Annotated in this window: 18 protein-coding genes; 5 read left to right on the top strand and 13 right to left on the bottom strand. The window is 60.7% G+C overall.

Annotated features, from left to right (window positions below; genetic code table 11):
* Window positions 1-38: 38 nt before the first annotated feature.
* From NKK52_RS15580 to NKK52_RS15560, 5 genes are all read right to left on the bottom strand, one after another.
* On the bottom strand, window positions 39-1,916 hold the full coding sequence (locus tag NKK52_RS15580) for a methanol/ethanol family PQQ-dependent dehydrogenase (RefSeq protein ID WP_023681121.1): 1,878 nt from the start codon (window positions 1,914-1,916) through the stop codon (window positions 39-41).
* Complete coding sequence (locus NKK52_RS15575) at window positions 1,913-2,695, bottom strand: heme-binding protein (protein WP_023712209.1); 783 nt, start codon at window positions 2,693-2,695, stop codon at window positions 1,913-1,915. Before NKK52_RS15575 ends, NKK52_RS15580 begins: the two co-directional genes overlap by 4 nt.
* Window positions 2,696-2,968: 273 nt before the next feature.
* Window positions 2,969-4,018, bottom strand: coding sequence for a chemotaxis protein CheB (locus tag NKK52_RS15570; RefSeq protein ID WP_023681123.1), 1,050 nt, complete (start codon window positions 4,016-4,018; stop codon window positions 2,969-2,971).
* Between the two features lie 141 nt (window positions 4,019-4,159).
* On the bottom strand, window positions 4,160-5,128 hold the full coding sequence (locus tag NKK52_RS15565; RefSeq protein ID WP_023681124.1) for a manganese catalase family protein: 969 nt from the start codon (window positions 5,126-5,128) through the stop codon (window positions 4,160-4,162).
* Between the two features lie 370 nt (window positions 5,129-5,498).
* Window positions 5,499-8,651 carry a GAF domain-containing protein gene (locus NKK52_RS15560; RefSeq protein ID WP_023681125.1) on the bottom strand — a complete coding sequence of 1,051 codons (3,153 nt, stop codon included), beginning with the start codon at window positions 8,649-8,651 and terminating at the stop codon, window positions 5,499-5,501.
* 221 nt (window positions 8,652-8,872) lie between these two features.
* Between NKK52_RS15560 and NKK52_RS15555 the strand changes: the two genes are divergently transcribed.
* From NKK52_RS15555 to NKK52_RS15540, 4 genes are all read left to right on the top strand, one after another.
* On the top strand, window positions 8,873-9,127 hold the full coding sequence (locus NKK52_RS15555) for a hypothetical protein (protein WP_023681126.1): 255 nt from the start codon (window positions 8,873-8,875) through the stop codon (window positions 9,125-9,127).
* A 128-nt stretch (window positions 9,128-9,255) separates the two neighbouring features.
* On the top strand, window positions 9,256-10,314 hold the full coding sequence (locus tag NKK52_RS15550) for an alpha/beta fold hydrolase (RefSeq protein WP_023681127.1): 1,059 nt from the start codon (window positions 9,256-9,258) through the stop codon (window positions 10,312-10,314).
* 20 nt (window positions 10,315-10,334) lie between these two features.
* The gene (locus NKK52_RS15545) at window positions 10,335-10,865 is read left to right on the top strand and encodes a DUF1003 domain-containing protein (RefSeq protein ID WP_023681128.1); all 531 of its coding nucleotides are present in this window, start codon (window positions 10,335-10,337) and stop codon (window positions 10,863-10,865) included.
* A 243-nt stretch (window positions 10,866-11,108) separates the two neighbouring features.
* Window positions 11,109-11,501 carry a response regulator gene (locus NKK52_RS15540; RefSeq protein WP_023681129.1) on the top strand — a complete coding sequence of 131 codons (393 nt, stop codon included), beginning with the start codon at window positions 11,109-11,111 and terminating at the stop codon, window positions 11,499-11,501.
* Between the two features lie 185 nt (window positions 11,502-11,686).
* Here NKK52_RS15540 and NKK52_RS15535 read toward each other — a convergent pair whose 3' ends face one another.
* From NKK52_RS15535 to NKK52_RS15525, 3 genes are all read right to left on the bottom strand, one after another.
* A complete protein-coding gene (locus NKK52_RS15535) occupies window positions 11,687-11,863 on the bottom strand; it encodes a hypothetical protein (protein ID WP_023687819.1) in 177 nt (58 codons plus the stop codon).
* A gap of 202 nt (window positions 11,864-12,065) precedes the next feature.
* Window positions 12,066-12,302 (bottom strand): DUF6894 family protein, encoded by a 237-nt coding sequence (locus tag NKK52_RS15530; RefSeq protein WP_023681130.1) that lies wholly within the window; start codon window positions 12,300-12,302, stop codon window positions 12,066-12,068.
* A gap of 19 nt (window positions 12,303-12,321) precedes the next feature.
* Window positions 12,322-13,257 (bottom strand): Crp/Fnr family transcriptional regulator, encoded by a 936-nt coding sequence (locus NKK52_RS15525; RefSeq protein ID WP_245260109.1) that lies wholly within the window; start codon window positions 13,255-13,257, stop codon window positions 12,322-12,324.
* Between the two features lie 213 nt (window positions 13,258-13,470).
* On the opposite strand from NKK52_RS15525, the gene NKK52_RS15520 reads away from it, so the two are divergent.
* A complete protein-coding gene (locus tag NKK52_RS15520) occupies window positions 13,471-16,800 on the top strand; it encodes a DEAD/DEAH box helicase (RefSeq protein WP_023681132.1) in 3,330 nt (1,109 codons plus the stop codon).
* Window positions 16,801-16,871: 71 nt separating this feature from the next.
* Here the strand turns inward: NKK52_RS15520 and cyoD are convergent, their stop codons facing one another.
* The 5 genes from cyoD to NKK52_RS15495 all read right to left on the bottom strand — a co-directional run bounded on the left by cyoD (window position 16,872) and on the right by NKK52_RS15495 (window position 22,018).
* Window positions 16,872-17,282 carry a cytochrome o ubiquinol oxidase subunit IV gene (gene cyoD, locus NKK52_RS15515; RefSeq protein ID WP_023681133.1) on the bottom strand — a complete coding sequence of 137 codons (411 nt, stop codon included), beginning with the start codon at window positions 17,280-17,282 and terminating at the stop codon, window positions 16,872-16,874.
* Complete coding sequence (locus NKK52_RS15510) at window positions 17,279-17,965, bottom strand: cytochrome (ubi)quinol oxidase subunit III (RefSeq protein WP_023681134.1); 687 nt, start codon at window positions 17,963-17,965, stop codon at window positions 17,279-17,281. The genes cyoD and NKK52_RS15510 overlap by 4 nt, the downstream gene beginning before the upstream one ends.
* Window positions 17,962-19,962, bottom strand: a complete 2,001-nt coding sequence (gene cyoB, locus NKK52_RS15505) for a cytochrome o ubiquinol oxidase subunit I (RefSeq protein WP_023681135.1) — start codon at window positions 19,960-19,962, stop codon at window positions 17,962-17,964. The genes NKK52_RS15510 and cyoB overlap by 4 nt, the downstream gene beginning before the upstream one ends.
* A 2-nt stretch (window positions 19,963-19,964) precedes the next feature.
* A complete protein-coding gene (gene cyoA, locus NKK52_RS15500; protein WP_023681136.1) occupies window positions 19,965-20,930 on the bottom strand; it encodes a ubiquinol oxidase subunit II in 966 nt (321 codons plus the stop codon).
* A gap of 197 nt (window positions 20,931-21,127) precedes the next feature.
* A complete protein-coding gene (locus NKK52_RS15495) occupies window positions 21,128-22,018 on the bottom strand; it encodes an MBL fold metallo-hydrolase (protein ID WP_023681137.1) in 891 nt (296 codons plus the stop codon).
* Window positions 22,019-22,206 lie beyond the last annotated feature (188 nt).

Genomic DNA, 22,206 nt, shown 5'->3' with positions numbered 1-22,206 from the left:
ACGCCTTTCGCGCCGGACCTACGGTCAAGTACAATCCATCAAGGCAGCCGGAACACATAAAGCGTGCCTCCCGAGGTTGTCGCGTTCTTCAGATCCTTCATGGCATTGACGAAACCGAGCGCGGCGGTGGCGTCACGCGGGTCAAGATCGCCCGATACAATGGCGCCGGCCCAGCCGCCGACGCCTGAGAGGATGGCGACATATTGGTGCCCGTCGGGACCGCGATAGGTGATGGGCTGGCCGATGATCCCGGACGAGGTCTTGAACTGCCAAAGCAGGTCTCCGGTCTTGGCGCTAACCGCCTTGAACCAGCCTTCCATCGTGCCATAGAACACAACGTCGCCGGCGGTCACTACCGCGCCGCTCCACACCGGGAAATTCTCCTTGAGGCTCCAGGCGGGTTTCTCCGCGGCGATGTCCCAGGCGGTGAAGGCGCCGCGATTACCGCCAGGCCCTGGTATCATGCGGACGTTCATGCCCACATAGGGCGTGCCGGCGATGTAGTTCACCTCGACGCCTTCTTCATCCATGCACAGATTGTTGTGCGGGATGTAGAGCAGGCCGGTCTTCGGCGAGAACGCGGAAGGCTGCCAGTCCTTGAGGCCCGACGCCGTCGGACAGATATCGCGAACGACCTTGCCGGTGCCGGTCTTCTTGTCCGGGTTTACGATCAGCCGACCGGTTTTCAGATCCACACCTTTGCTGGAGTTGACCGGACCAAACGGTTTTGCCGACAGCACCTCGCCGGTTGTCCGGTCGAGGATGTAGAGATAGCCGTTGCGCTCCGGCCGGATCAGCACCTTGCGCGGCTTGCCCTGCCAGGTCATGTCGAGCAGGATCTGCTCGTTGATGCCGTCATAATCGTGGAGGTCGTGCGGGCTCCACTGATAGAACCATTTCGCCGCGCCGGTGTCGGGATCGCGCGCGAAAATGCCAGACGTCCACTTGTTGTCGCCCGGCCGCAAATCCGGATTCCATGGTCCGGGATTGCCGGTGCCGTGGAAGATCAGGTTCAGATCGGGATCATAGGAAATCCAGCCCCACATGTTGCCGCCGCCGATCTTCCAGGCTTCCGGCGGCCACGTCGTGACGCCAAGATCCTTGCCTTTGTCCATGTCGTAGTGCGGCTTGAAGTCCGATCCGATCAGCACGTCCTTGTCCGGCCCGGTGCTATAGGCGATCCAGACGACATGACCGTCGCCGGCGTCGAGCGCCTTTACCCAGCCGCGAACGCCCATCTCGCCGCCGGAATTGCCGACCAGCACTTTGCCCTTCACCACAAGCGGCGCCATGGTGATGGTCTCGCCGATGTTGATGTTGCCGACATGAGTGTTCCAGATCGGCTTGCCCGTGTTCGCATCAAGGGCAATCGTGTGGCCGTCCAGCGTATTGAAAAAGATGCGCCCGTCGGCGAATGCCACCCCTCGGTTGACGACGTCGCAGCAGGCCACCCCCTGTGCCGCCGGCTCGGGATTGGGTTCGTACTTCCACTTCATCGGGGCGCCGGGCTTGGAGAGATCGAGCGCATAGACGAAGTTGGGAAAGGGCGTCACGATATACATGGTGTTGCCGACGACCAGCGGCGCTGCTTCCTGGCCCTTGTTCACGCCTGTCGAGAACGTGAACGCGACCTGCAGGTTCTTGACGTTGCCTTCGTTGATCTCGGAGAGTTCGCTGAAGCGCGTCGACGCGTAGTTCTTGGCCGGCATCGTCCATTGGCCGTCATCGGGTGGCGAGGCTGCGGCTGGCGGTACGATCGCTGGTGTTTTAGGTGGCTCGGACGCAGCGCCCAAAAGCGGCAGGCAGGCGAGCAGCGTCACCAGAAGGATAGCGCCAAAGGAATTCCCGGCAGCCAATTTGCGGGTATGGCGTTCTACGTCAACGCGCGTCAATGCCAACTGGGGCATAGCTTTCATTTATTGATCGAGCCTCCCACGCCGGCGCCGAGTTCGGCCGCGATGTCGGCCTCCGTTCCGGCACAAAGCGGATGGCCCCAGCCCGAAGCGCTTTTGCCGCCGGGGTCCAGATCGTAGACAATGGCATCCTTGCGATTTGGATTGACGCCTGCCGGGACCTTGTCGAAGCCGAGCGCCGCGCGGATACGCCAAGCGACATTGTGATCGGCGCATGAGGAATCGCCTGAAACGCCGAGGCCGCCGACAATGCTCTTGCCGTCGTAGAGGGCAAGTCCGCCGCCAAACACCACGACGCCTCCGATCGGCTTGCCGACGAGCGGGTCGCCGGCGCTTCCGAACGTTTTGGGATCGCCCGTATAGGCCGCGGCCTGGTTGACGGGATTGGTCTCCTGCAGGCCAAATAGCGGTCCGCCGGGCTGCACCCCCGCATAGAGATTGGCCGTCGAGAGGGCCATCTGAGCCAGGCTGAGACCGTTGGCCGTGTTGGCTTTCTCCGCTGCTATGAGCCGACTTCCCGGCCATTGCGAGTCGGGGGTGGGGCCGCTGAACGCAATCGCGCAGACAGTGCCGTCACGGGCAACGATGGCTGCCCATTCGTTGGTTTCAAAGCCGCCATTGGCTGGTCCGCCGCTTGCCTTCACGTTGGCTTTGAGGGCTGCAAGCAGCTTATCGTGATCGGCCGGACAGGGTTCCTGCGCCATGGCCTCGTGCCCGTGGAACAGGCCACCCATCAGCAACAGCAGGCCAAAAAGAGGTACGAAAAGCTGCGAGCGATACATTGTCCTGGCATTCGTTTACAAAACAAGGACCACCCAGGCAGACCGCAGAATGCGAGGATACGTCCAATGGGTCAGTGCCTAACTCGCGTAATGCTTCTATGTTCCTGCTTTGCATAAAATTCGTGCAGTTGGATTTGGGTGCAGGTGTTCAATCAAAGCATGGGACCTGGATACCCGTGGCCACAGGCCAAGCGGTGAGGCAACGCGGCTGATCCAGGAAAATGCGATCGGAAGGACGCAGACGCACCCGCCCTGACAAACGCTGTTGCCTTGTCACGGCGTTCGACGATGGATGATCTCTTCAATAAGTTTCGCGTCGGCTTCGTACTCCGCGGCCCGCGCAGCCATTTGGCTGGCCAGGCTGTGTCTTTCCCGCGCGGCTTCGCGTTTTGCCGTACGTTTCGCCAACTCAGCCCGCTGCTGGTGCGCTCTTAAAAGGCTCCAAAGAGCCTGTTCCGCATCGTCAGCCTGGGCCTGCATTAAAACGTCCGCTCCGAACGCATGTCCGGTGTGGCAGCGGTAACGGGTAATCGGCCCGTCTTCTATCTCCCATAGGGGGCCATGACATTCGGGGCAGACAAATGTCGAGGGGGCGCCAAGCTGGCCTTCGGTCAGTTCCATTGTGCTGTGCTCCTGAGCTGCAATCGCTGCCTCAAGGCGGATGCCGGACGGGATTTCTGGTGTCGGTCCTGCGATTTCGGAAGCAAGCCTGTGCAACAGGCCAGCCATTTCGGACAGAGGGACGCAATGGTCGATTTCCACATTCTGCAAGGCGCTCAGCGGCATGTCGGGTACCGCAGCGTCGCCGGGGTCCTGGACTACGCTGACGCCTCCGCACATCTTGATTGCGTGCAGGCCGGCGGTGCCGTCGGAGAGGCTGCCTGTGAGCACGACGCCGATCACGCTGCCGCCAAAGCTGCAGGCCGCCGATCGAAACAGGGGGTCGATGGCGGGGCGCGCCAGGTTCTCGCGCGGCCCGCGCCGCAGCAGCATATGATCGTCATGTAACAGAAGGTGAGCTCCGGGCGGTGCAACGAAGATGTGCCCGTTTTTAACCTTCATGCCGTTGGAGGCATTTGCAACGGGCATGTTGGCAGCGCGACCGAGAATGTCGCCGAGGTAACTCGTGGGACCAACGTGCTGTACGACGAGGAGAGCCGCCGGGATGTCCGGCGAAAGATCGCGGACAAGTCTCTTCAGCGCGTCGACGCCGCCGGCCGATGCTCCGATTGTCACGATGCACCGGTTCTCGCAACCGTCGGGACGGACCTTATCCGGCTGGCCCGCACGCTCCGAATCTGATCGTGGTGCGGCGGTGGCCATGGTTGCTTCACCCACATTCAGCACAGATGTCGATGCGAGCGCTCCGGCCAGTCCGTTGCTGGTCGGATGCCCTGCCTTCGTCGGTGTTAGCTTCCGGCCGCATCGCGGAACATAGATGCCCGCAATGATGTCGGCTCTGTGCTAACGCCTACGTGCGCGTTTGACAGCAGCCTCTGCCACGGCCGGGGCCTCCTGAATGCTTGCCGCGCCGCCAAAATCGGCGTTCTTGGTACGGCCAGCTCCCGGGCCAGCCCCTAGATCAGCGCCTGTTGTCGGATCGGAAGCCGGATCGGAAAGCGTACGGTCGGCCATCCTGGCCACCACCTTCATGTCTTTGGCCCCCAGCTTGACAGTTGCAAGGCCGTCTCCACCGTCGACGGGCATCACCTCTTCAAGGTCATCGATCCGATCCCACTCTTCGCCGGAATTCCATGGGCCAGCGACATCGCCGTCGCCTTGAGAGGTGTTGACGTACATGCTGGCGTACTTCTCTACGCCTGGGAGCTTGCCGGAAGGGAAATTGTTTTCGATCGCGTAAAGTGCTTTCTCAAACGACTTCTGGTGCGCGATCTCGCGCGTCATCAGGAAGCCGAGCGCGTCCTTGATTCCCGGGTCGTCGGTGATGTTGATAAGGCGTTCGTAAACGATCTTGGCGCGGGCTTCGGCGGCGATATTCGACCGCAAATCCACCGTAGGTTCACCGCGCGAGTCGACATAGGCCGCGGTCCAGGGAACGCCGGCTGAGTCGCACAGCGCGGGAGCGCCGCCGAACAGAATTGATTCCTTGGCTGTTGTGCCGCTGGCGCCGATCATTAGGTAAAGGTCGGCTTCCTTCATTTGGCCCTCGGCCAGCTGTGCCTTGAGCCCCTTGTTGAGCATGGTGACGATTGATCCCACCACTTCGAGATGGCTGAGTTCTTCGGTCGCAATATCGAGCAACATGTCGCGACGGCCAAGATCGTCCTCGCCAAGCCCTTGCGTGAAATAGCGCATGGCCGCTGCAAGCTCGCCATCGGCGCCGCCGAACTGTTCCATGATCATGCAGGCCAGGCGAGGATTCGGCTCCGAGACGCGAACGGTGTACTGCAGGCGCTTGTTGTGCATGAACATGGACATCTCTCCGGTTAGATCATCCGAACATCCCCGCAAGATGATTGTTCCATCCGGCCATCGGCCAGCGAGCATTTTTACGGCAGCTTCAGTGTTGAGCATCGCAGGGAGCCAGAGGCGGCATTTATTTCTCGCTGGGATTCTCCGACTGGCGACCGGCGGCAACGAGATTTCGATCGTGCTGCGCCATCACGGCAATGAGCAAGGCCGCGGATGGGCAAGAGGTCGACAAAATCTGGAGGGATACTGGCTCGGAAAAGTGAAGCCGGGCCATGTCAATATGATGTCGGTGTCCGGCCCTTTTCGCTGCACACCCACGCGGCAAACGGCGTGTTCGGTCACGGGGCGAGCGTCGCGGGCTGTTGCCCGTTCACTTTCGATCCAGCACCTTCCGGACTTTCTCTGCCAATTCGTCGATCGTGTAGGGCTTGGTCAAAAGTTCGGTTCCGAAATCGAGCGTGCCGTTGTGGACAATCGCATTTCGTGTGTAGCCGGTGGTGTAGAGCACTTTTAGCGACGGGTGCATTGTCTTGACCTGATCCACCAGCTCCCGGCCCGACATCTCCGGCATCACCACGTCGGTGAACAGAAGCGACGGCACTTGCCCGCTTTCGACGGCCACCAGCGCTTCGCGTGGACCTTGCATTTCCAGCACAGAGTAGCCCAGTTCCCGCAGCGCTTCCGCGGCCATCAGCCGGACGCGATCTTCATCCTCGACAACCATGATGATCTCGTCTGCACAGCCGGGGTGCTCGCCTGCCACGACGTCGATTTGGCTGTCGAGCACGCCATGGTGCGAGCGCGGCAAATATATTTTCAAGGTGGTTCCAATGCCCTGCTCGGAATAGATCTTCACACTGCCGCCGGACTGGCGAACAAACCCATAGACTTGGCTGAGTCCCAGCCCGGTGCCTTTGCCGACCCCCTTGGTGGTGAAGAACGGATCGAAGGCTCTTGCGACAACATCAGCAGTCATGCCCGTTCCTGTATCGGTGACCGCTATCATCACATACTGGCCGGAGGGGATCGCGTTCTCCCTGGCATAGCGATCGTCGACGTGGGCGTTTGATGTCTCGATCGTCAGCTTGCCGCCAGCAGGCATGGCATCCCTTGCGTTGACGCAAAGGTTGAGCAGCGCGCTTTCCAATTGCCCTGCGTCGGCCTCGACATGCCATAGGCCCGCAGCGAGCACGGTCTCGATCTGAATGGTCTCGCCAAGCGTCCGGTTCAGCAATTCGCTCATACCGGAGACGAGGCGATTTGGATTCAGCCGCCTCGGCGCCAGTGGTTGCTGGCGGGAAAAGGCGAGCAGTCGCCTGGTAAGTTCTGCGGCACGTTGTGCTCCATCGATCGCGCCGGTTACGAATTGGTGGACGTTGGTATCGCCGTTTCTGAGCTTGCGCTGCACAAGGTTCAGGCCGCCGATGATGACGGCCAGCATATTGTTGAAGTCGTGCGCGATGCCACCGGTGAGCTGTCCGACAGCTTCCATCTTCTGGGCTTGGCGCAGGTGCTCTTCTGCTCTGGCGCGTTCCGCAACTTCATCTTTGACACGTTGTTCGAGCGTGCCGTTGAGTGTCTGCAGCGCCTTGAACAGCCGGGAGTTGTCGATGGCCGTCGCGGCATGGCCGGCAAGCCCCAGCAAGGCCGCTTCTTGCTGTTCGGCGAACACGCCGGTCTCTGAATGACCAAGGAAGAGGCCGCCCAGGACCTCGCCCGAACGCGAGACGACCGGCACGGCGAGATAGGAACGCACCGGCAGATGGCCCTCCGGCATTCCCTTGCGGGGCCAGTTCTTTCCGTAACGCGGATCGGTGAGGATATCGTCGGAACGCACCACGCTTGTGCCGCGGAAAGTGGGCTCGAACACCGCGGTGTTGCGCGGCATGGGAAAGTTTTCGAAAGCAGAACGAGGTGCCCCCGAAAGGGCGTAGAGCACATAGCTGTCGCCCTTGTCGTCGATCACATTGTAGAAGAAAGCTCCAAATTGTGCGCCCGACAGCACGACGCCGGCATCGGTTACCGTCTGGACAATTCGCTCCACGTCAAGCTCGGCCGCCACGGCTGCCGCAGTGGCGTTCATCAACTGAAGCTGATGCTCCACCCGCTTTCGCGCGGTGACATCAACCACGGTGCCGATGAAGCGGATCGCACGGCCGGACTGGAAAAGCGCTTCCCCGGTTGCGGCAATCCAGCGCTCCTTGCCATCCCGAAGGCCGATCGTCCGGTATTCGATGTCGTAGCGGGAGGGGGTGCCCGGCGCGAGCGACTGGCGTACGGCCTCGTCGGCCCGTGCGCGATCTTCCGGGTGGAGGCCCGCCAGGAAGGCGCTTTCATATGTCACCTCCGCGTCCGGCGGCAAACCAAAAAGGGCTTTGCACCGGTCGTCCCAACGCAGCACTCCGCTGATGGGATCGTAATCCCAGGTGCCAATAGCGGCCGCGTCGGTGGCAAGCCTCAGCCTCTCCTCGCTGGCCCGTGCCGCCTGTTCCGAGCGAACGCGCTCGATGTGAGCCCAGGACCGCTCCGTCACCTCGGTCAGCAAGGACAGTTCGCGTTGCGACCAGACGCGGCGCTGCTTGTCGTGGATGGCCATCAGGGCAGTCAGTCGGCCTTGTTTGACCAAAGGCATACAGATGGTTGCCGTTATCCCGATATCCTGAAAGGTCTTCGCTTCCTCGGGAGCAATTTCCTCAAGGTTGTTGTTGATGATAAGCGGCTTGTTGGCGCTGAGGTTGGTGACAGCCAGGCGACCGAAATCGGCAAGACTGTAATATCCCCTGATGCTGGGCGAGCCAGGTGCGCTCCAATCGCCGCGGATGGTGAAATGGTCTTGGTCCTGCTCCATGTCGGCATAGGCACAGATCGAGACGCCAAGATGTTCGCCGAGGAGCCGAGTGGTGATCTGCATGACAGCATCGGCGTCGGCCGCGAGGGCTATCTCCCTGCCGAGGCGGTCGAGAAAAGCAAGGCGTTCGGCGTTCTCACGGAGGGCCAGTTCGGCGCGAAGGCGTTCTATCGCCGTACGCGTCCGGTCCGCGACTGCCGAAATGAGGGCTACTTCCTCCGTCGCCCAGCGTCTGGGCGCGGAGTGGTTCAGGTATAACAGCGCCACCAGCCCGCCATGCTCGGTAACGGGCATGTTGATGACGGATTGGGCGCTGATGGCTTTGAGTGCCTCCGCATGGCTGCTGGTTCGCGGATCTGTCTCGGCGTTTTCAAAGACAACGGTTTCGCCTCGTTTCAAATCCTCGATATACGAGCCGTAGTTCCTGAAATTCAGCGTCCCAGCCAGGCTTTTGATGCCTGGCGCGTTCCAGTCCCTGTCAATGGTGATCGTTTCTTTCTCTAGATCGATCGTGCCGTATCCGGCTCGGCTGATGCCAAAATGGTTCCCCAGCAGTTCCGCGGCTGCGTAGGCCAGTTCTACGGGATCCGTAATCTCGCGAATACGGTCGCCCAGCGCTGCCAAAAGCTCGAAGCGCTGTAGTTCAGATCGCGGATTGCTTGAAGTGGCCCCCATTTCGCCCCCGTTTTGCCCGGACTTAAATGCAGTCTGGGGCCAAGAGTTCCCCGCAGGACGGCAGTTTCTTTGGCGGGCCGGTCAGCCGAACACGCCGCACCGGTCATAGGTTAATGACAGGTTGGCGCGCTGTGGCGGATAAAGGGGAAACCAGCGGGCACTTGACGAGCTCCCGCTGGCTGGGTGCCCGAACCGCACTTCACTCGTTTGGAGACGTTTTGATGCTTGACCGACCCATTCTTACGAATACGGACGCTCTCTATCCAGACGACCTGAAAACGCTTCGGTCGGTTTTCGACGCGCTGTGTGAGGAATTTGAGATTTCGTCGGACACTACCGCGGCAGAATCCATCGCGAGAGAGCTGGTCAGACTTTTCCAGACCGGGATGACGGAAGCGGCCATGCTGATCATTGCCGTGCGCGCACGTTGGCAGGGTGATTGGAAAATGGGAGGCAGCAGCGCTGCCCAGGCTTAACGGTCCCAACTCCATGGAGAAGGCCTACTTTAGCCGCTTGAGCCGGTTGTACAGCGTTGTCTTGTCTGGCGGAACAAGCTTTCGCCCCGAGAGTTGGGGTCGGCAGATGGTTTCCAACAGGCACGGGCATGGCGTTCGACAGAGATGGACCGAAACTCGCGACCGGGTTGCTCGCGGCCTCGTTGGCGGCGCTGGCGGCATACAATGCCATCCGCGCCAAACGTGCGATTGCCGGCCGGGCATGCGGACGTGTGATGGAGATCGATGGTGTGCGCCTGCATTTTATCGAAGCCGGAACCGGCATGCCGCTGCTTCTCCTGCATGGCAATGGATCCATGGCGGAGGATTTCAAGTCGAGCGGCATCTTCGATGAGGCGGCAAAGACCTATCGGGTGCTTGCATTTGATCGTCCCGGTTTTGGGCGAAGCTCACGGCCGCGCGGCCGGCGTTGGTCCGCTCGCGACCAAGCCGACCTTATACATGCCGCCGCCTGCGGGCTGGGTATAGAGAAATACCTCGTGCTTGGACATTCCTGGGGAGCTTGGATCGCCCTCGAATTGGCGCGCAGGCATTCTCAATCGGTCGCCGGCATCGTGCTGGTCTCGGGCTATTACTATCCGCCGCCGCGGCTGGATCTTGCACTGGCCGCACTCCCTGCACTGCCTGTGATCGGCACCGCGTTTCGTCACACCTTGCTGCCGCCGCTTGTAAGGCTTGCTTGGCATTGGGCAATGGAGAAGATCTTTAAACCCGCCGTCGTCGCCGGCGAGTTCGCCGCACTTGCCAAAGATGTCGCCAGCCGCCCTTCCCAACTGCGGGCGGTTTCTCTGGAGACAGCATCGATGCTGGCCGCGTCCCTGTTGGGAAAAGCCAACTATAGGGACATTGCCGTGCCCACCGGCATCATGGCGGGATCCGGGGATCGTTTGTTCGACGCGCAACGCGATGCACGACGCTTGCACGCGGAAGTCGGTGGGTCTCTCCTCGAGGTGGTTCCGGGCGCCGGCCATATGGTTCATCAGAGCGCCCCGCAGGCAGTGGTGGGCATGGTGCACACTATTGCAGGACGGCACGCTTTGTTCCAAGCGGGCCGTCGGCAGCGACCCAAGTCGTGTGCCGACGAGTTCAAGGCAGATCCGGCCTCGGGGGAGCCACCGGCGATAAGCGACGCCGCTTGCACGGAATGATCTCCAAACGGGGCTTTCAAATGAGCGACCAACGTCCAGCCGACATGCAGTCGGTGCTCCACCAGAACATACAGGCCCTGGTCGAGCACAGGCGACAGCAAGAGGAGCACCAAGGCGTTCAAGCGTGGGTCGCCGGCGCTGTTTCGCGCTTCGCGGGAAGCATGACTTTCGTCTATCTGCACCTTGCAATTCTTGTCGTCTGGGTCCTCGCGAACCTTGGCGCGATACCAGCCGTCCCAGCCTGGGACCCGACTTTCGTGATCCTGGCCATGGTCGCCTCGGTTGAGGCAATCTTCCTGTCTACTTTCGTGCTGATCAATCAGAACAGAATGGCCGCCCACAGCGAGCGCCGAGCCGAACTGGATTTGCAGATCAGCCTTCTAAACGAACATGAAACCACGCGGCTGATCGAGATGGTGGCTGCCTTGACGGCGCGTCTGAATATCTCGACCCCGGCCGACAAAGAGCTGCCGGAACTCGCCGAGAATGTGGATCCCCAAAAGGTCATGACGCAGATCCAGCAAGCTTCTGGAGATCAGGAGAACGCTTGATCAAAGCGACCTCGTCGGCAACGGTTAAGCGTCGGCTACAACCTGTAATTCAGCCTCATTGTCCAAGGCTGTCGAAGCAGCTAAGCCGGTGTCGGCCTTTTCCAGGGTGGCTTCCCGACGTCACAAGTCCGCCGCGCAATCGAGGCAGCGTAGAGCTTCGATAACCAACAGGCTGCTGCGCGTCAGATGGAACCAAGTTGACGCCGAACTCGTATTAGCGGTGGCGGCTTGGGGAGATTCCGGATGAGCGAAGGTGCTGTTCTGATCGTCGAAGATGAGACAATGATCCTGCTCGACCTCGAGTCAGCTTTGGAGGAGGCCGGCTTCCAGGTCGTCGGCACTCGGAGTGCCGCCGAGGCGCTGGCGGCTTTCGACCCCGATCCGACCAAGTTCAAGGCCGTGCTCACGGACATCCGTCTGGGAGCAGGACAGTCGGGGTGGGAGGTCGCTCGGCACTTGCGAAGGTCCAACTCGACCATCCCGGTTGTCTATATCAGTGGCGACAGCGCGGTACACTGGGGAGCGGAAGGCGTGCCCAACAGCACAATGATCACCAAGCCCTTTTTTCTGCCGCAGATCATAACTGCCGTTTCTCAACTTTTAAACGCGCAGCAAGGTGCAGAAACTCACCTCTAGGAATCCGACCGCGGCTCCACGAAACCACCGAACATTCTTTCTTCGGCCAATCGGCGCCGTCCGGCGTAAAGCATTCGCGTCTGCTTCGGTCAAATGTCGGCGGCCTCAACCAGATGTCGACCTCAGCTCCTTTCCCTCGCCACCGGCTCGCATCCACTCGGAAGCCCTCCCGAAAGCAGGGGCGCTCATTGGTTGAGCTTTCGGTCGAGTTCGTCAAGCAATGACCGATGCTCGCTGGGCATGTCCGCATCTGTCGGCAGATCCAGCAACTGGCGAAGCTGGCGACGATTGGCGTCCGATGAAATCCACTCCCGTATGAGGCGGGCTATGACCTTTTGTTGTGCCTTGCCGATTTCTTCCATGTTAGATTCCGAGCTTGTCCGTTGGACGAACTCGGCGGCTCTTTGATGGTTCCCCGTCCTGTACACAAATCGAGGCGAATCGAGGCACAATCTATGGGTTAATGCATGTCGCTCAAAAGTGGCCTTGGTTTTGAGACACGACATGCCAGTGGATGTTTGCAGTCCCAGTCCGCTCGCCTAACGCTGCGCGTAGAGTGCAAATTTATACGTTCGATTTTACCCGAAGCGAGAGGCTCAGCCGCAAAATCTTGGCGCCATTTTCATCGCGCACTTCGATAAACAATTGCTGCCCGTCGACGCTCTTCAGTGACTCTCTCGTGAGGTCGACAAGGCCCTCGAATCCCGCGCGGCGGACCTCCTCGAGGCCAGCGCATTCGACACCTATTTCGTCCTCGAAGACGAGATCGCCATCGCCGCTGTCGAAGAAAAATCGTGCCATCGGAGAGCTTCCGTCACTGCTAATCTGCGGGGTTCCTTTGGTGCAGGTAGGTCGTGTCGAAATCTCCTGCGTGAGTGAGGCCAGCCCAGTCCAGTGCGTGAACTTTTGATCCCGAGGTGGCAATGAGGCCTCTGCGTCGTAGTTCCTGGAGCATCCGGTTGACGTGGACCGTGGACAAACCCAGTGCATCGCCAAGGGCCGCCTGTGTAATGGGGATATCCGCCACGTGATCCTCAATGCGCCCCATGGAGCGCAAGCGAAAAATCAGTTCGCACAGGATGTGAGCCATGCGGGTGTATGCCTCGCGTCTTCCCACATTGATGACCCACTCCCTGTAAATCGCGGCATCTATCAACGTCGACCGCCAAAAAGCGGTGGCGATGCGAGGGTGCTGGTCGCAAACGGCACGCAGGGTGTCATGCCGCATGAAACCTATTCGCGCCGGCGTAAGGGTCGAGAAGTTACAATCCATGACCGACAGATGCAGCCCATGCAGATCAGGAATGTCGCCGGCGACGAAGAATGATGTGATTTGTCGCTTTCCTTCGCCCGTATGTTTGGTCGAACCGACCAAGCCATCAAGAACGACAAACGAGTAAACAGGACGGTCGCCCTCACGCACCAGATCGTGGTTGGCCAAATATTCCTTCTCCTGGATCGGAATGCCTTTCAGAACGCCGATGTCGGCCTCTCGAAGATCCGAGATGGTCTGAAGCTTGCGAATGAGTACATCCGAGGATGAGGTGGGGAACAAATTGACTACCTGGCTGATGTTGGTGATCGAACTATTATCCGCGCCAAAAGTTCCGACTGGCATGGGGACATATGCGCGGCGGCAGAAGGCGCCGCCGTGCGGCATGGTCCCATGCCTGGAGCGTTTTGCCAGCGTCGAGCGTGGTTGAAGATCCCGGAATGATCGAAGCACCAGTTTTTTAGGACAGCCATAGGTGAGCAAGGCAGCAATGCATTAACCTATGACATAGGCTCGGTTAGAAATTTTCCCGCTGGGCAGCCAGCCCCAGGAGTTCGCCGATCACGGCGCAGCTTTGACCCTGTCGCTCCGCCCATTTCAAGGGCTGCACCCGCAGCCCGTCCTGGAACTCTTTGATGCGCCGCCAGGAACGGGGTGGCTCCGCTGACGTTGTCTCAGTGGCAAGGTGAGATTTCAGTGAACAGGCATATTTCGCGGACGGATGTCGAACAAATCGATCACACGGATGACAGCGGGTTTGCGATAGAGCACGGCGGACCGCCATCCTCAGCAATCGCGGTAGCGCTGGCCCGTGGCCTGGAGACCAGTCGGGACAAGCACATCATCCATATAGCTCCCTCGGAACGCAGTGCCGAGGAGATCACCGGCGCCTTGCGTCAGTTCCTGCCTGACGCGGATATAATCTTGCTGCCGTCCTGGGATTGCCTGCCCTACGACAGGGTGTGGCCCACACGCGCCAATATGGGGCGAAGGCTTCGTGCGTTGCGTGAGATCGCAACGAAGCCGGATCGCCCGCGCATCGCTGTAATGTCGCTCGAAGCCATTCTGCAGCGGGTGCCGCCTGCTCCGGTCATCGCTGGCGGTTTCACAATTCTGGAGGTGGGACAAAAGCTCGACCGTGACGATTTTAGAACCTGGTCCGAAGCCATTGGCTATGTCGTCGACGAGAGGGTCGACGAACCGGGTGAGATAGCCTTTCGGGGCGATCTCATCGATATTTTCCCTGCTGGCGCGGATGGCCCCGTTCGCGTCATCGTTGATCCCGATGCCTGCATCCGGCAGCTCAAGACCTACGACCCGCTCAGTCAGCTCAGCGATCAGGTTCGAGACTCGATTACGGTCGGACCGGCATCCGAGCTGATCTTTAAAGCTGGTGAGCATCCTGAGTTGACAGCGGTGCGCGCGACGTCGATGGAGGAGCGCCTGGTCGCATCGTATGGCGCTATGCCATCCGTCTTCGATGCGGCATCCAGCGCTTCGATCTCCTTCCTTGAAGGGACCGACGGGCAGCCGCTCGGCAGAATTCTGGATCTGGTCGAGGATGCACGTCGTGCCAGGCAGGAGGCAGCCGGAACGAAAAAACCTTTGCCGGGACGATTTTACCTATCCCGTGAAGAGTGGGACGCTGCTCTGCTTAACCGCTGCTGCGTGAGACTAGCCGTTTCTGCCGTGGGAGTTCCCAAATTCTTCCGCCAGGCCCGACCCGGGTATGATTTCGCGGAATTCATCAGAGGGCAGACGAGTGCCGGAGTCAGAGTAGTGTTCACCGGCGATGCCTCTGAACTGCAGCGAGCAGATCGCCTGCTCGATAGGAGACTAGGCCGGCGGGCAGAGGAAGCGGCCGACTTGCCGCAAATCCTTTCGGCCGCGAGGGGCTCTGTTCTCAAGGCTGAATTCGTCCTCGACGAAGGGTTTGTCGACGCGCAATCCAATATCGCCGTGGTGGCCGCATCCGACCTGTTTGGGCCCGCGTTAAAGGCGAGCGGGAGCGCGACCACGGGCATACTCGAACCCGAGTTGCGCATTGGCGATGTCGTCGTCCATGAAGACCATGGCCTGGGCGTGCTCGCCGCGGTCGAACAGGTCGAGTTGGCTGGCCAGCAACAGGATGTCGTCAGACTGGAATATCATGGCGGGGCTTCCTTGCTGGTTCCGGTCGACGACTTTGGACGAATATGGCGCTACGGCTCGGAACCGGAGGCAGTGTCGCTTGATCGCCTCAAAGGCGAGGGCTGGCCGAAGCGACGCGAAGCTGCGTTGCGCGAGATCGACAGGCTGGCCAAACGCCTCTTGAGTCTTGCCAAAATCAGGTCCAGCCAGCCTGCCGAGATCATAAAGCCCTCCCGCACGGACTTGGCCCGTTTTGCGGCGAGATTTCCCTATACGGAGACGCCCGACCAAGCGGCCGCCATCCGCGCTGTGCTCGATGATCTTTCGTCGGGAAGAACAATGAACCGGCTCGTCTGCGGCGATGTCGGCTTCGGCAAGACAGAGGTCGCCCTGCGTGCTTGCGCCGCCGCGGCTTTCTGCGGGAAACAGGTTGCTATCATAGCGCCGACAACGGTGTTGGCACGACAGCACTATGAGACGTTCAGCCGCCGCTTCGCAGGAACCGGCCTGCAGGTCGCCCACCTTTCTAGGATGGTCGGGGCAGCGGAGGCGAGAGCGGCAAAAGAGGGTCTGCGGAGCGGCCAGGTTGCGGTCGTTGTGGGTACTCAGGCCCTGGCGTCCAGGAGCGTCACCTTCGCCAATCTTGGACTGCTGGTGATCGACGAGGAGCACCGGTTCGGGGTCAAGTTGAAGCGGGCCCTGCGGACCATGACGCCTCGCCTCCATACGCTGAGCATGAGCGCCACACCGATACCCCGGACGCTGCAATCGGCGTTGTCGGGCATCCAGGACGTCAGCGTTCTAAACTCTCCGCCCGCCAAACGACGTCCCGTTCGCACGATCTTGGCAGCGTTCGATCCAGCATCGGTGCGCGCGGCCCTCCTGCGTGAATTTCACCGGGGTGGACAGAGCTTCTTCGTGGTCCCGCGGATCGAGGATATTGCCCCGGCCTGTGACCAGCTGAACAGACTGGTGCCGGAACTCGGGGTCAAGACGGCGCATGGTGAAATGAAGGGGAGACAGCTGGACGAAGTCATGGTCGGATTCGCCGACGGTGATGGCGACATTTTGTTGAGCACCGACATCATCGAGAGCGGCCTCGATGTGCCGCGGGCCAACACCATCATCGTTTGGCGCCCCGACCGGTTCGGTCTGGCGCAGTTGCACCAGTTGCGGGGCCGGGTCGGAAGGGGGGCGGTGCAGGCCGTTGCGTTTCTTCTGACCCAGCCTGGCGTTGAACTGGCCGACGGCACCAGGGCCCGGCTTTCGACGATGCTTGCGCTCGATCGGCTCGGCTCCGGCCTGGCAATCAGTCAAAGAGACCTCGACCTGCGTGGCGCCGGAGATCTTTTCGGCGAAGACCAGGCCGGGCATATGAAGCTGATCGGAGTGGGCTTGTACGAGCACTTGCTGGAGCGGGCGGTCTCGGCGGCTGGCGGAGGGGCCAACTTCAGCAAGCAACTTGCCGAGATCAACGGTTCGGGAAAGGGGGCTTTTCCCGAGAGCTATGTCGACGAGCCTACGGTGCGCGTTGGCCTCTATGCGCGGCTCTCCCGCATCCGTTCGGAGCCGGACCTCGATACATTCAGCGAAGAGCTCGAGGACCGCTTTGGAGACATGCCTGGCGAAGTAGCCCTTTTGCTGGAATTTACCAGGTTGCGAATAGCAGCGTCGGAATTGGGCGTCGGCAAAGTCGATGTCGGTCCCGAGGCCATCGCGATCACCCCTCGGAACAAGCCGTCGGCGTCCCAATGGCGGAACAGCAAGGCGTTGGGCCTGGACTACCGGAACGGCCGCCTGATTTTCAGGCCGATCCCGCCCGGCGTCTCTGGCGTCGACGCCGTTCGCTTAGCGCTTGATGCCATACGCGCAGCTCAGCCAAAGCACGAGATCTGACTAGCCTTTTGTCTCCTGGGGCCATCGGTGCGAATGGCGCTGCGGGCGGCCGTGCGTTCGCAGGGCAGCGTTCAAGGCATCGTTCCGGCTTGATGGGGTGTCATGGCAGCCATGTTTTCATTCAGATGGGCCATGATCCAGATAGAGCCCAGAACCACCAGCGCGACAATCAGCACGCCGAAGGCCAGGGCCAGGATGTTGTTGGTGTTGTCCGGCCCGGTGGTCAGGTGCAGAAAGAAGACAAGATGCACGCCCATCTGCGCAACAGCGAGCACCACCAGGGCCGAGATGACCGCGGGCTGGTAAATCAGATCGGTTCGCGCCGCCAGGAATGTCGCGATCGTGAGCAGGATGGCCAGGCCGAAGCCGAGCACATAGCCCGAGAGGCCCCCAGCCGTTTCGTGCTCGCTTATGTGTTCCTCGCCCGGCGCTGAATCGCGGCGGTCCTGCAACTCGCCGGTCTTGCTCTCGATCTCGGTCATGACGATGCTCCCAGCAGATAGACCAGGGTGAAGATGGCAACCCAGATGATGTCGAGGGCGTGCCAGAAGAGCCCGAAGCAGTGGAGCCGCCGCAAAATGTCGGGCCGAAAGCCCTTGACCCACAGCTGCGCCATCATCGTTCCCAGCCAGAGCAGGCCGAGACCGACATGGGCACCGTGGCAGCCAACGAGCGCAAAGAAGGCAGAAAGAAATGCGCTGCGCGAGGGGCCTGCCTGCTCGCCGATCATTGCCGCGAACTCCTGCAGTTCCAGGAACAGGAACGCTGCCCCGAGCAACCCCGTGACGAGAAGCCAGAACTGCGTGGCAGCCATTGATCTGCGACGGGTGGCGAGTGTTGCCACGCCGCCGGTGAAGCTCGAAGTGAGCAGAAGGCCCGTCTGGACCGCAACCCGTGTCGGTTCGAACAGATCCTTGCCTGTCGGTCCGCCGGCGGTTGCCTTGGCGAGCACGGCGTAGGCGGCGAAAAATGCCGAGAACATGATGATGTCGGACAGGAGAAAGATCCAGAAGCCGTAGGTCACCGTGACGAACTTTGAGGCCGGGCCGCCTTCTCCGTGGCCCGTCGCAGAGCGCACCGCATGCCGACCGGTGTGATTAAGCCGATACGGGTCCCGTGCCTGGGTGCCGGCGCTGATGTCGCCGGAGAATGCGTGATCGCTCATGCCGGGCGCTCCCACCCGCGCAACCGGGCAAACTGGGCTGCCTTGTGGTCATGGTCGATGCGGGCGACCTCGTCGACAGGGATCTCGTAGTCTCCATGATCGCGCCAGGCGAATACGACGAAGGTTGCGTAGGCGCCGATGAAGCCGACGATCGCCAGCCACCATATATGCCAGATCAGCGCGAAGCCGATCAGTGTGCTGAAGAAGGCGGTGACGAAGCCAGTCGGGCTGTTGCGAGGCATCTCGATCGGCTCATATGCCTTTTCCTCGTCCGAGCTCTGTTCGATCCCTCGTTGCTTGATGCTCCAGTAGGGCTCTTCGTCTTCCACGTGAGGCAGCCGTGCATAATTGAAGACAGGAGGAGGGGAAGATGTCGACCACTCCAGCGAACGCCCGTCCCACGGGTCGCCGGTTTCGTCGCGAAACTTGTCGCGATGCCGGATCGAAACGAAAAGCTGTGTGATCTGCAGCGCCGCGCCGGCGATCATCACCACCACGCCGAAAGCGGCCACCACCAGCCACGGTGCCCAAAGGTCCATATCGATATGTTGCAGGCGCCGCGTCATGCCGAGCAGACCGACGATATAGAGCGGTACGAAGACCAGCATGTAGCCGGCCAAGGTGACCCAAAATGCCGCTTTTCCCCAGCCTTCGTGCAAACGGAAACCGAACGCCTTGGGGAACCAGTAGGTGAAGCCGGCGAATGCTCCAAACAACACGCCCGAGATGATGACGTTATGGAAATGCGCGACGAGGAAAAGGGAATTGTGTAGCACGAAGTCGGCCGGCGGGACGGCAAGCAGGACGCCAGTCATGCCGCCGACGGTGAAGGTGGTCACGAAAGCCAGTGCCCAAAGCATCGGCGTGTCGAAACGAACGCGCCCGCCATACATGGTGAAGAGCCAGTTGTAGATTTTCACACCGGTTCCCACGGCAATGACCGACGTGGCGATGCCGAAGGCGGCATTAACGTCCGCTCCGGCACCCATGGTGAAGAAGTGATGCAGCCAGACCATGAACGAGACGATGCAGATGAACATCGTGGCCGCGACCATCGAACGGTATCCGAACAGCGGCTTCGATGAAAAAGTCGAGAAAATCTCGGAAAAGATTCCGAAGGCGGGAAGCACCAGGATGTATACTTCGGGATGGCCCCACGCCCAGATCAGGTTGACGAACATCATCTGATTTCCACCAGCTTCGTTGGTGAAGAAGTGGAAGCCGAGATACCGGTCCAGCGTCAGCATTGCGAGCGTGGCGGTAAGGATCGGGAAGGCTGCGACAATGAGCAGGTTGGACGCGAGCGAGGTCCAACAGAACATCGGCATTCGCAGATAGCCCATTCCCGGCGCTCGCATCTTGAGGATGGTCGTCACCAGGTTGACACCGGTGAGCAGCGTGCCGACGCCGGAGATCTGGATCGCCCACAGATAATAATCGACACCGACGCCCGGCGAGTAGGCGGTTTCCGACAAAGGGGCATAGGGCAGCCAGCCGGTGCGCGCGAACTCGCCGACCACAAGCGAGATGTTGACCAGCAGGGCTCCGGAAGCCGTCAGCCAGAAGCTGACGGAATTGAGCGTCGGAAAAGCGACATCGCGTACGCCAAGCTGCAGCGGCACGACGAAATTCATCAGGCCGATCATGAACGGCATCGCGGCGAAGAAGATCATGATCGTGCCGTGCGCGGAAAAGATCTGGTCGTAATGCTCCGGCGGGAGGTAGCCCGGCCCGTGAATCGCCAGCACCTGTTGTGTGCGCATCATGATAGCATCGATAAAACCACGAAGAAGCATGAGCATCGCCAGCACAATGTACATCACGCCGATGCGCTTGTGGTCGACCGAGCTTATCCACTCGCTCCACAGATATGGCCAGTAGCCCTTCACCGTTATCCAGCCAAGCACGGCGGCTGCTGCCAGAAAGACGCCAAGGGCTGCGCCGAGGGGGATGGGTTGATCGAAAGGAACGGCCGACCAGTCGAGCTTGCCCAGCATCGTCATTCTGCGCCTTGTGGATGATGGGTCATCGTTGCCGCCGCCGCGGGTAATGCCCTTGGGCTCACCTGTGGCTCGCCGCTCGCTGCGCTCTCAGCAGGCCCCGGACCCGGTGCGAGCGTCTGCTGAACGACCGCTTCGAACAGCCCAGGCTGGACATGACCGAAGGAAGCCGGCGCCACATTTGTGCTTTGCCGGGCGAGTTCGCGATAGGCGTTGGCATTCAGCACGCCGCCCCCGCCACGCAGCGATGACGCCCAGCGGGTGAAGGCATCGGCTGAAACCGCGCTCATACTGAAATTCATATCCGAGAAGCCGTCGCCGCTAAAGTGCGCCGACTGGCCGAAAAAGCTGCCCTCGCGGTCGGCCTGCAGATGCAATTCGGTCTGCATGCCGTTCATGACGTAGACCATGCTGCCAAGCTGGGGCACGAAGAACGTGTTCATCACGCTGGCCGAGGTCAACTTGAAACGCACTGGAACACCGGCGGGGATAACCAGTTGATTGACAGCGCCCACGCCCTGCTCGGGATAGAGGAACAGCCATTTCCAGTCGAGCGCCACCACCTGAATGTCGAGCGGCGGCTGGCTAGAAGGGATCGGTTTGCGTGGATCGAGCTGATACGATCCGTAGTAGATCAGCCCGCCAATGAACAGGATGGTGAGCGTCGGGATCGACCAGACGATCAACTCCACGCGTCCCGAATAGGTGAACTCCGGGTTATAGCGGGCGTTGCTGTTCGAGGCGCGGAACTTCCAGGCGAATGCCAGAAGTGCAACAAGCGTGGGAACAACGATCACCAGCATCACCGCCAGCGAGTTCAAAAGGATCGTGCGATTGCCGACGCCAATTGGTCCTTGGGGATCGAGCACTCCCCCCGCGCAACCGGGCAAGAATGCGCCTCCGAGGATCCAGAGCAGTTGGCGTGTCAACTTAGGGCTGGATGGCAACAACACCGGTTCTGCAATCTCTCTTTGCGGGAACGCGCGTTAGAAGCATGCGTTCATCGGGTTTCCATCTGAGCCTCCCCATGGCGCGGAACCTCGCGGCACTTCGCAGGGTGTCGCCCCCTGAGCGAGTGCCCCAACTGTCGCCGGCCGGGTTTGTTCCGCTGGACCGAGTTACTCTGTCCGATGGTCCCGCGTTGGCCAATCCGACCATAATTTCAGAACGATGGCGGCTCGATTGGCCTAGCTATCGGCGACGCTGGCTCGCGCACGAATTTCAATTTCGGCGGGACGGCGAATACCCTGAACCGCTCAGCCAGGTTGTCGAGAGCCTGACGCATGCCCACTCCCGCAGCAGCCGCGCCGTGCCCACTGATGACCATCTGGGGGCCCAAGGCAGCCAGATGCTTCACGGACCTTTCCGCTGCATCCCAGTCTGGCGTGAAATAGCGCGGCGGACCGTGCATCTCGAGATCCTGAATGGCGACTTCATAGACCGACTCCTGACCGGTGGTGATGAAAGCGTCTCCTACGATGAGCGAGCGGTCTTGCTCGCGCCAGAGCGAGATATGCCCAGGGGCATGTCCGGGTGTGTGCAGCCATTGCCATCCGGGCATTCCGGGGATCGATCCATCGGCGGGCAAGGGTTGCAAACGGCTGCCAAGATCGATTGGCCCGCGTGGAAAAAGCGGTGAAAGCAGCGCCATCAGTCCACCCCCAACCCAGGGATCCGGTGGCGGATAGGATGTGGTGCCGTCCAAATAGGGGTGCTCGAGTGGATGGGCGAAGACAGGCACGTCCCAGCCATTTGCGAGTTCTAGAACCGTTCCCACATGGTCGAAATGGCCATGGGTCAGGATGATTGCAGCCGGCCGTGCGTTGACGCCGAACCGCTTTTCCGCGGCCGCTAGAATGCTGCTGCGAGACGTCGGCAACCCGGTATCGATCAGCACCCAGTTCCGATCTCCGCTGCCCGGTGCGCCGAAGAACACGACATTGACGATTGCTAGCCGCAAGTAACCCAGGTCCGGTGCGATGCTCCAAGCGCCGTCGCCACGATCCTCGCGCCTGGCGTGGTCGATCTCGGAAAGTCGAATCTGAACGGTCATGTGATCCCATGCCTCTGTTGTTGCCGAGCAGCCGCTCGAGTGGATGACGGCGGCTGTACATCGCCCCGAACTTGGGACGGGCCTCCTTGTTCCTCATTTGCACGCGGCGCCCGGACAGTTCACCACCGGAACAAAGGCTCTACCAATGGGTTCGGCACTACCCGGCCACGCAAGGACGAGCTGGACTG

Origin of the sequence: Mesorhizobium sp. C277A, assembly GCF_040324395.1 — a bacterium.
Lineage (GTDB): Bacteria > Pseudomonadota > Alphaproteobacteria > Rhizobiales > Rhizobiaceae > Mesorhizobium.
This window is presented reverse-complemented; position numbering and strand designations above follow the sequence as displayed.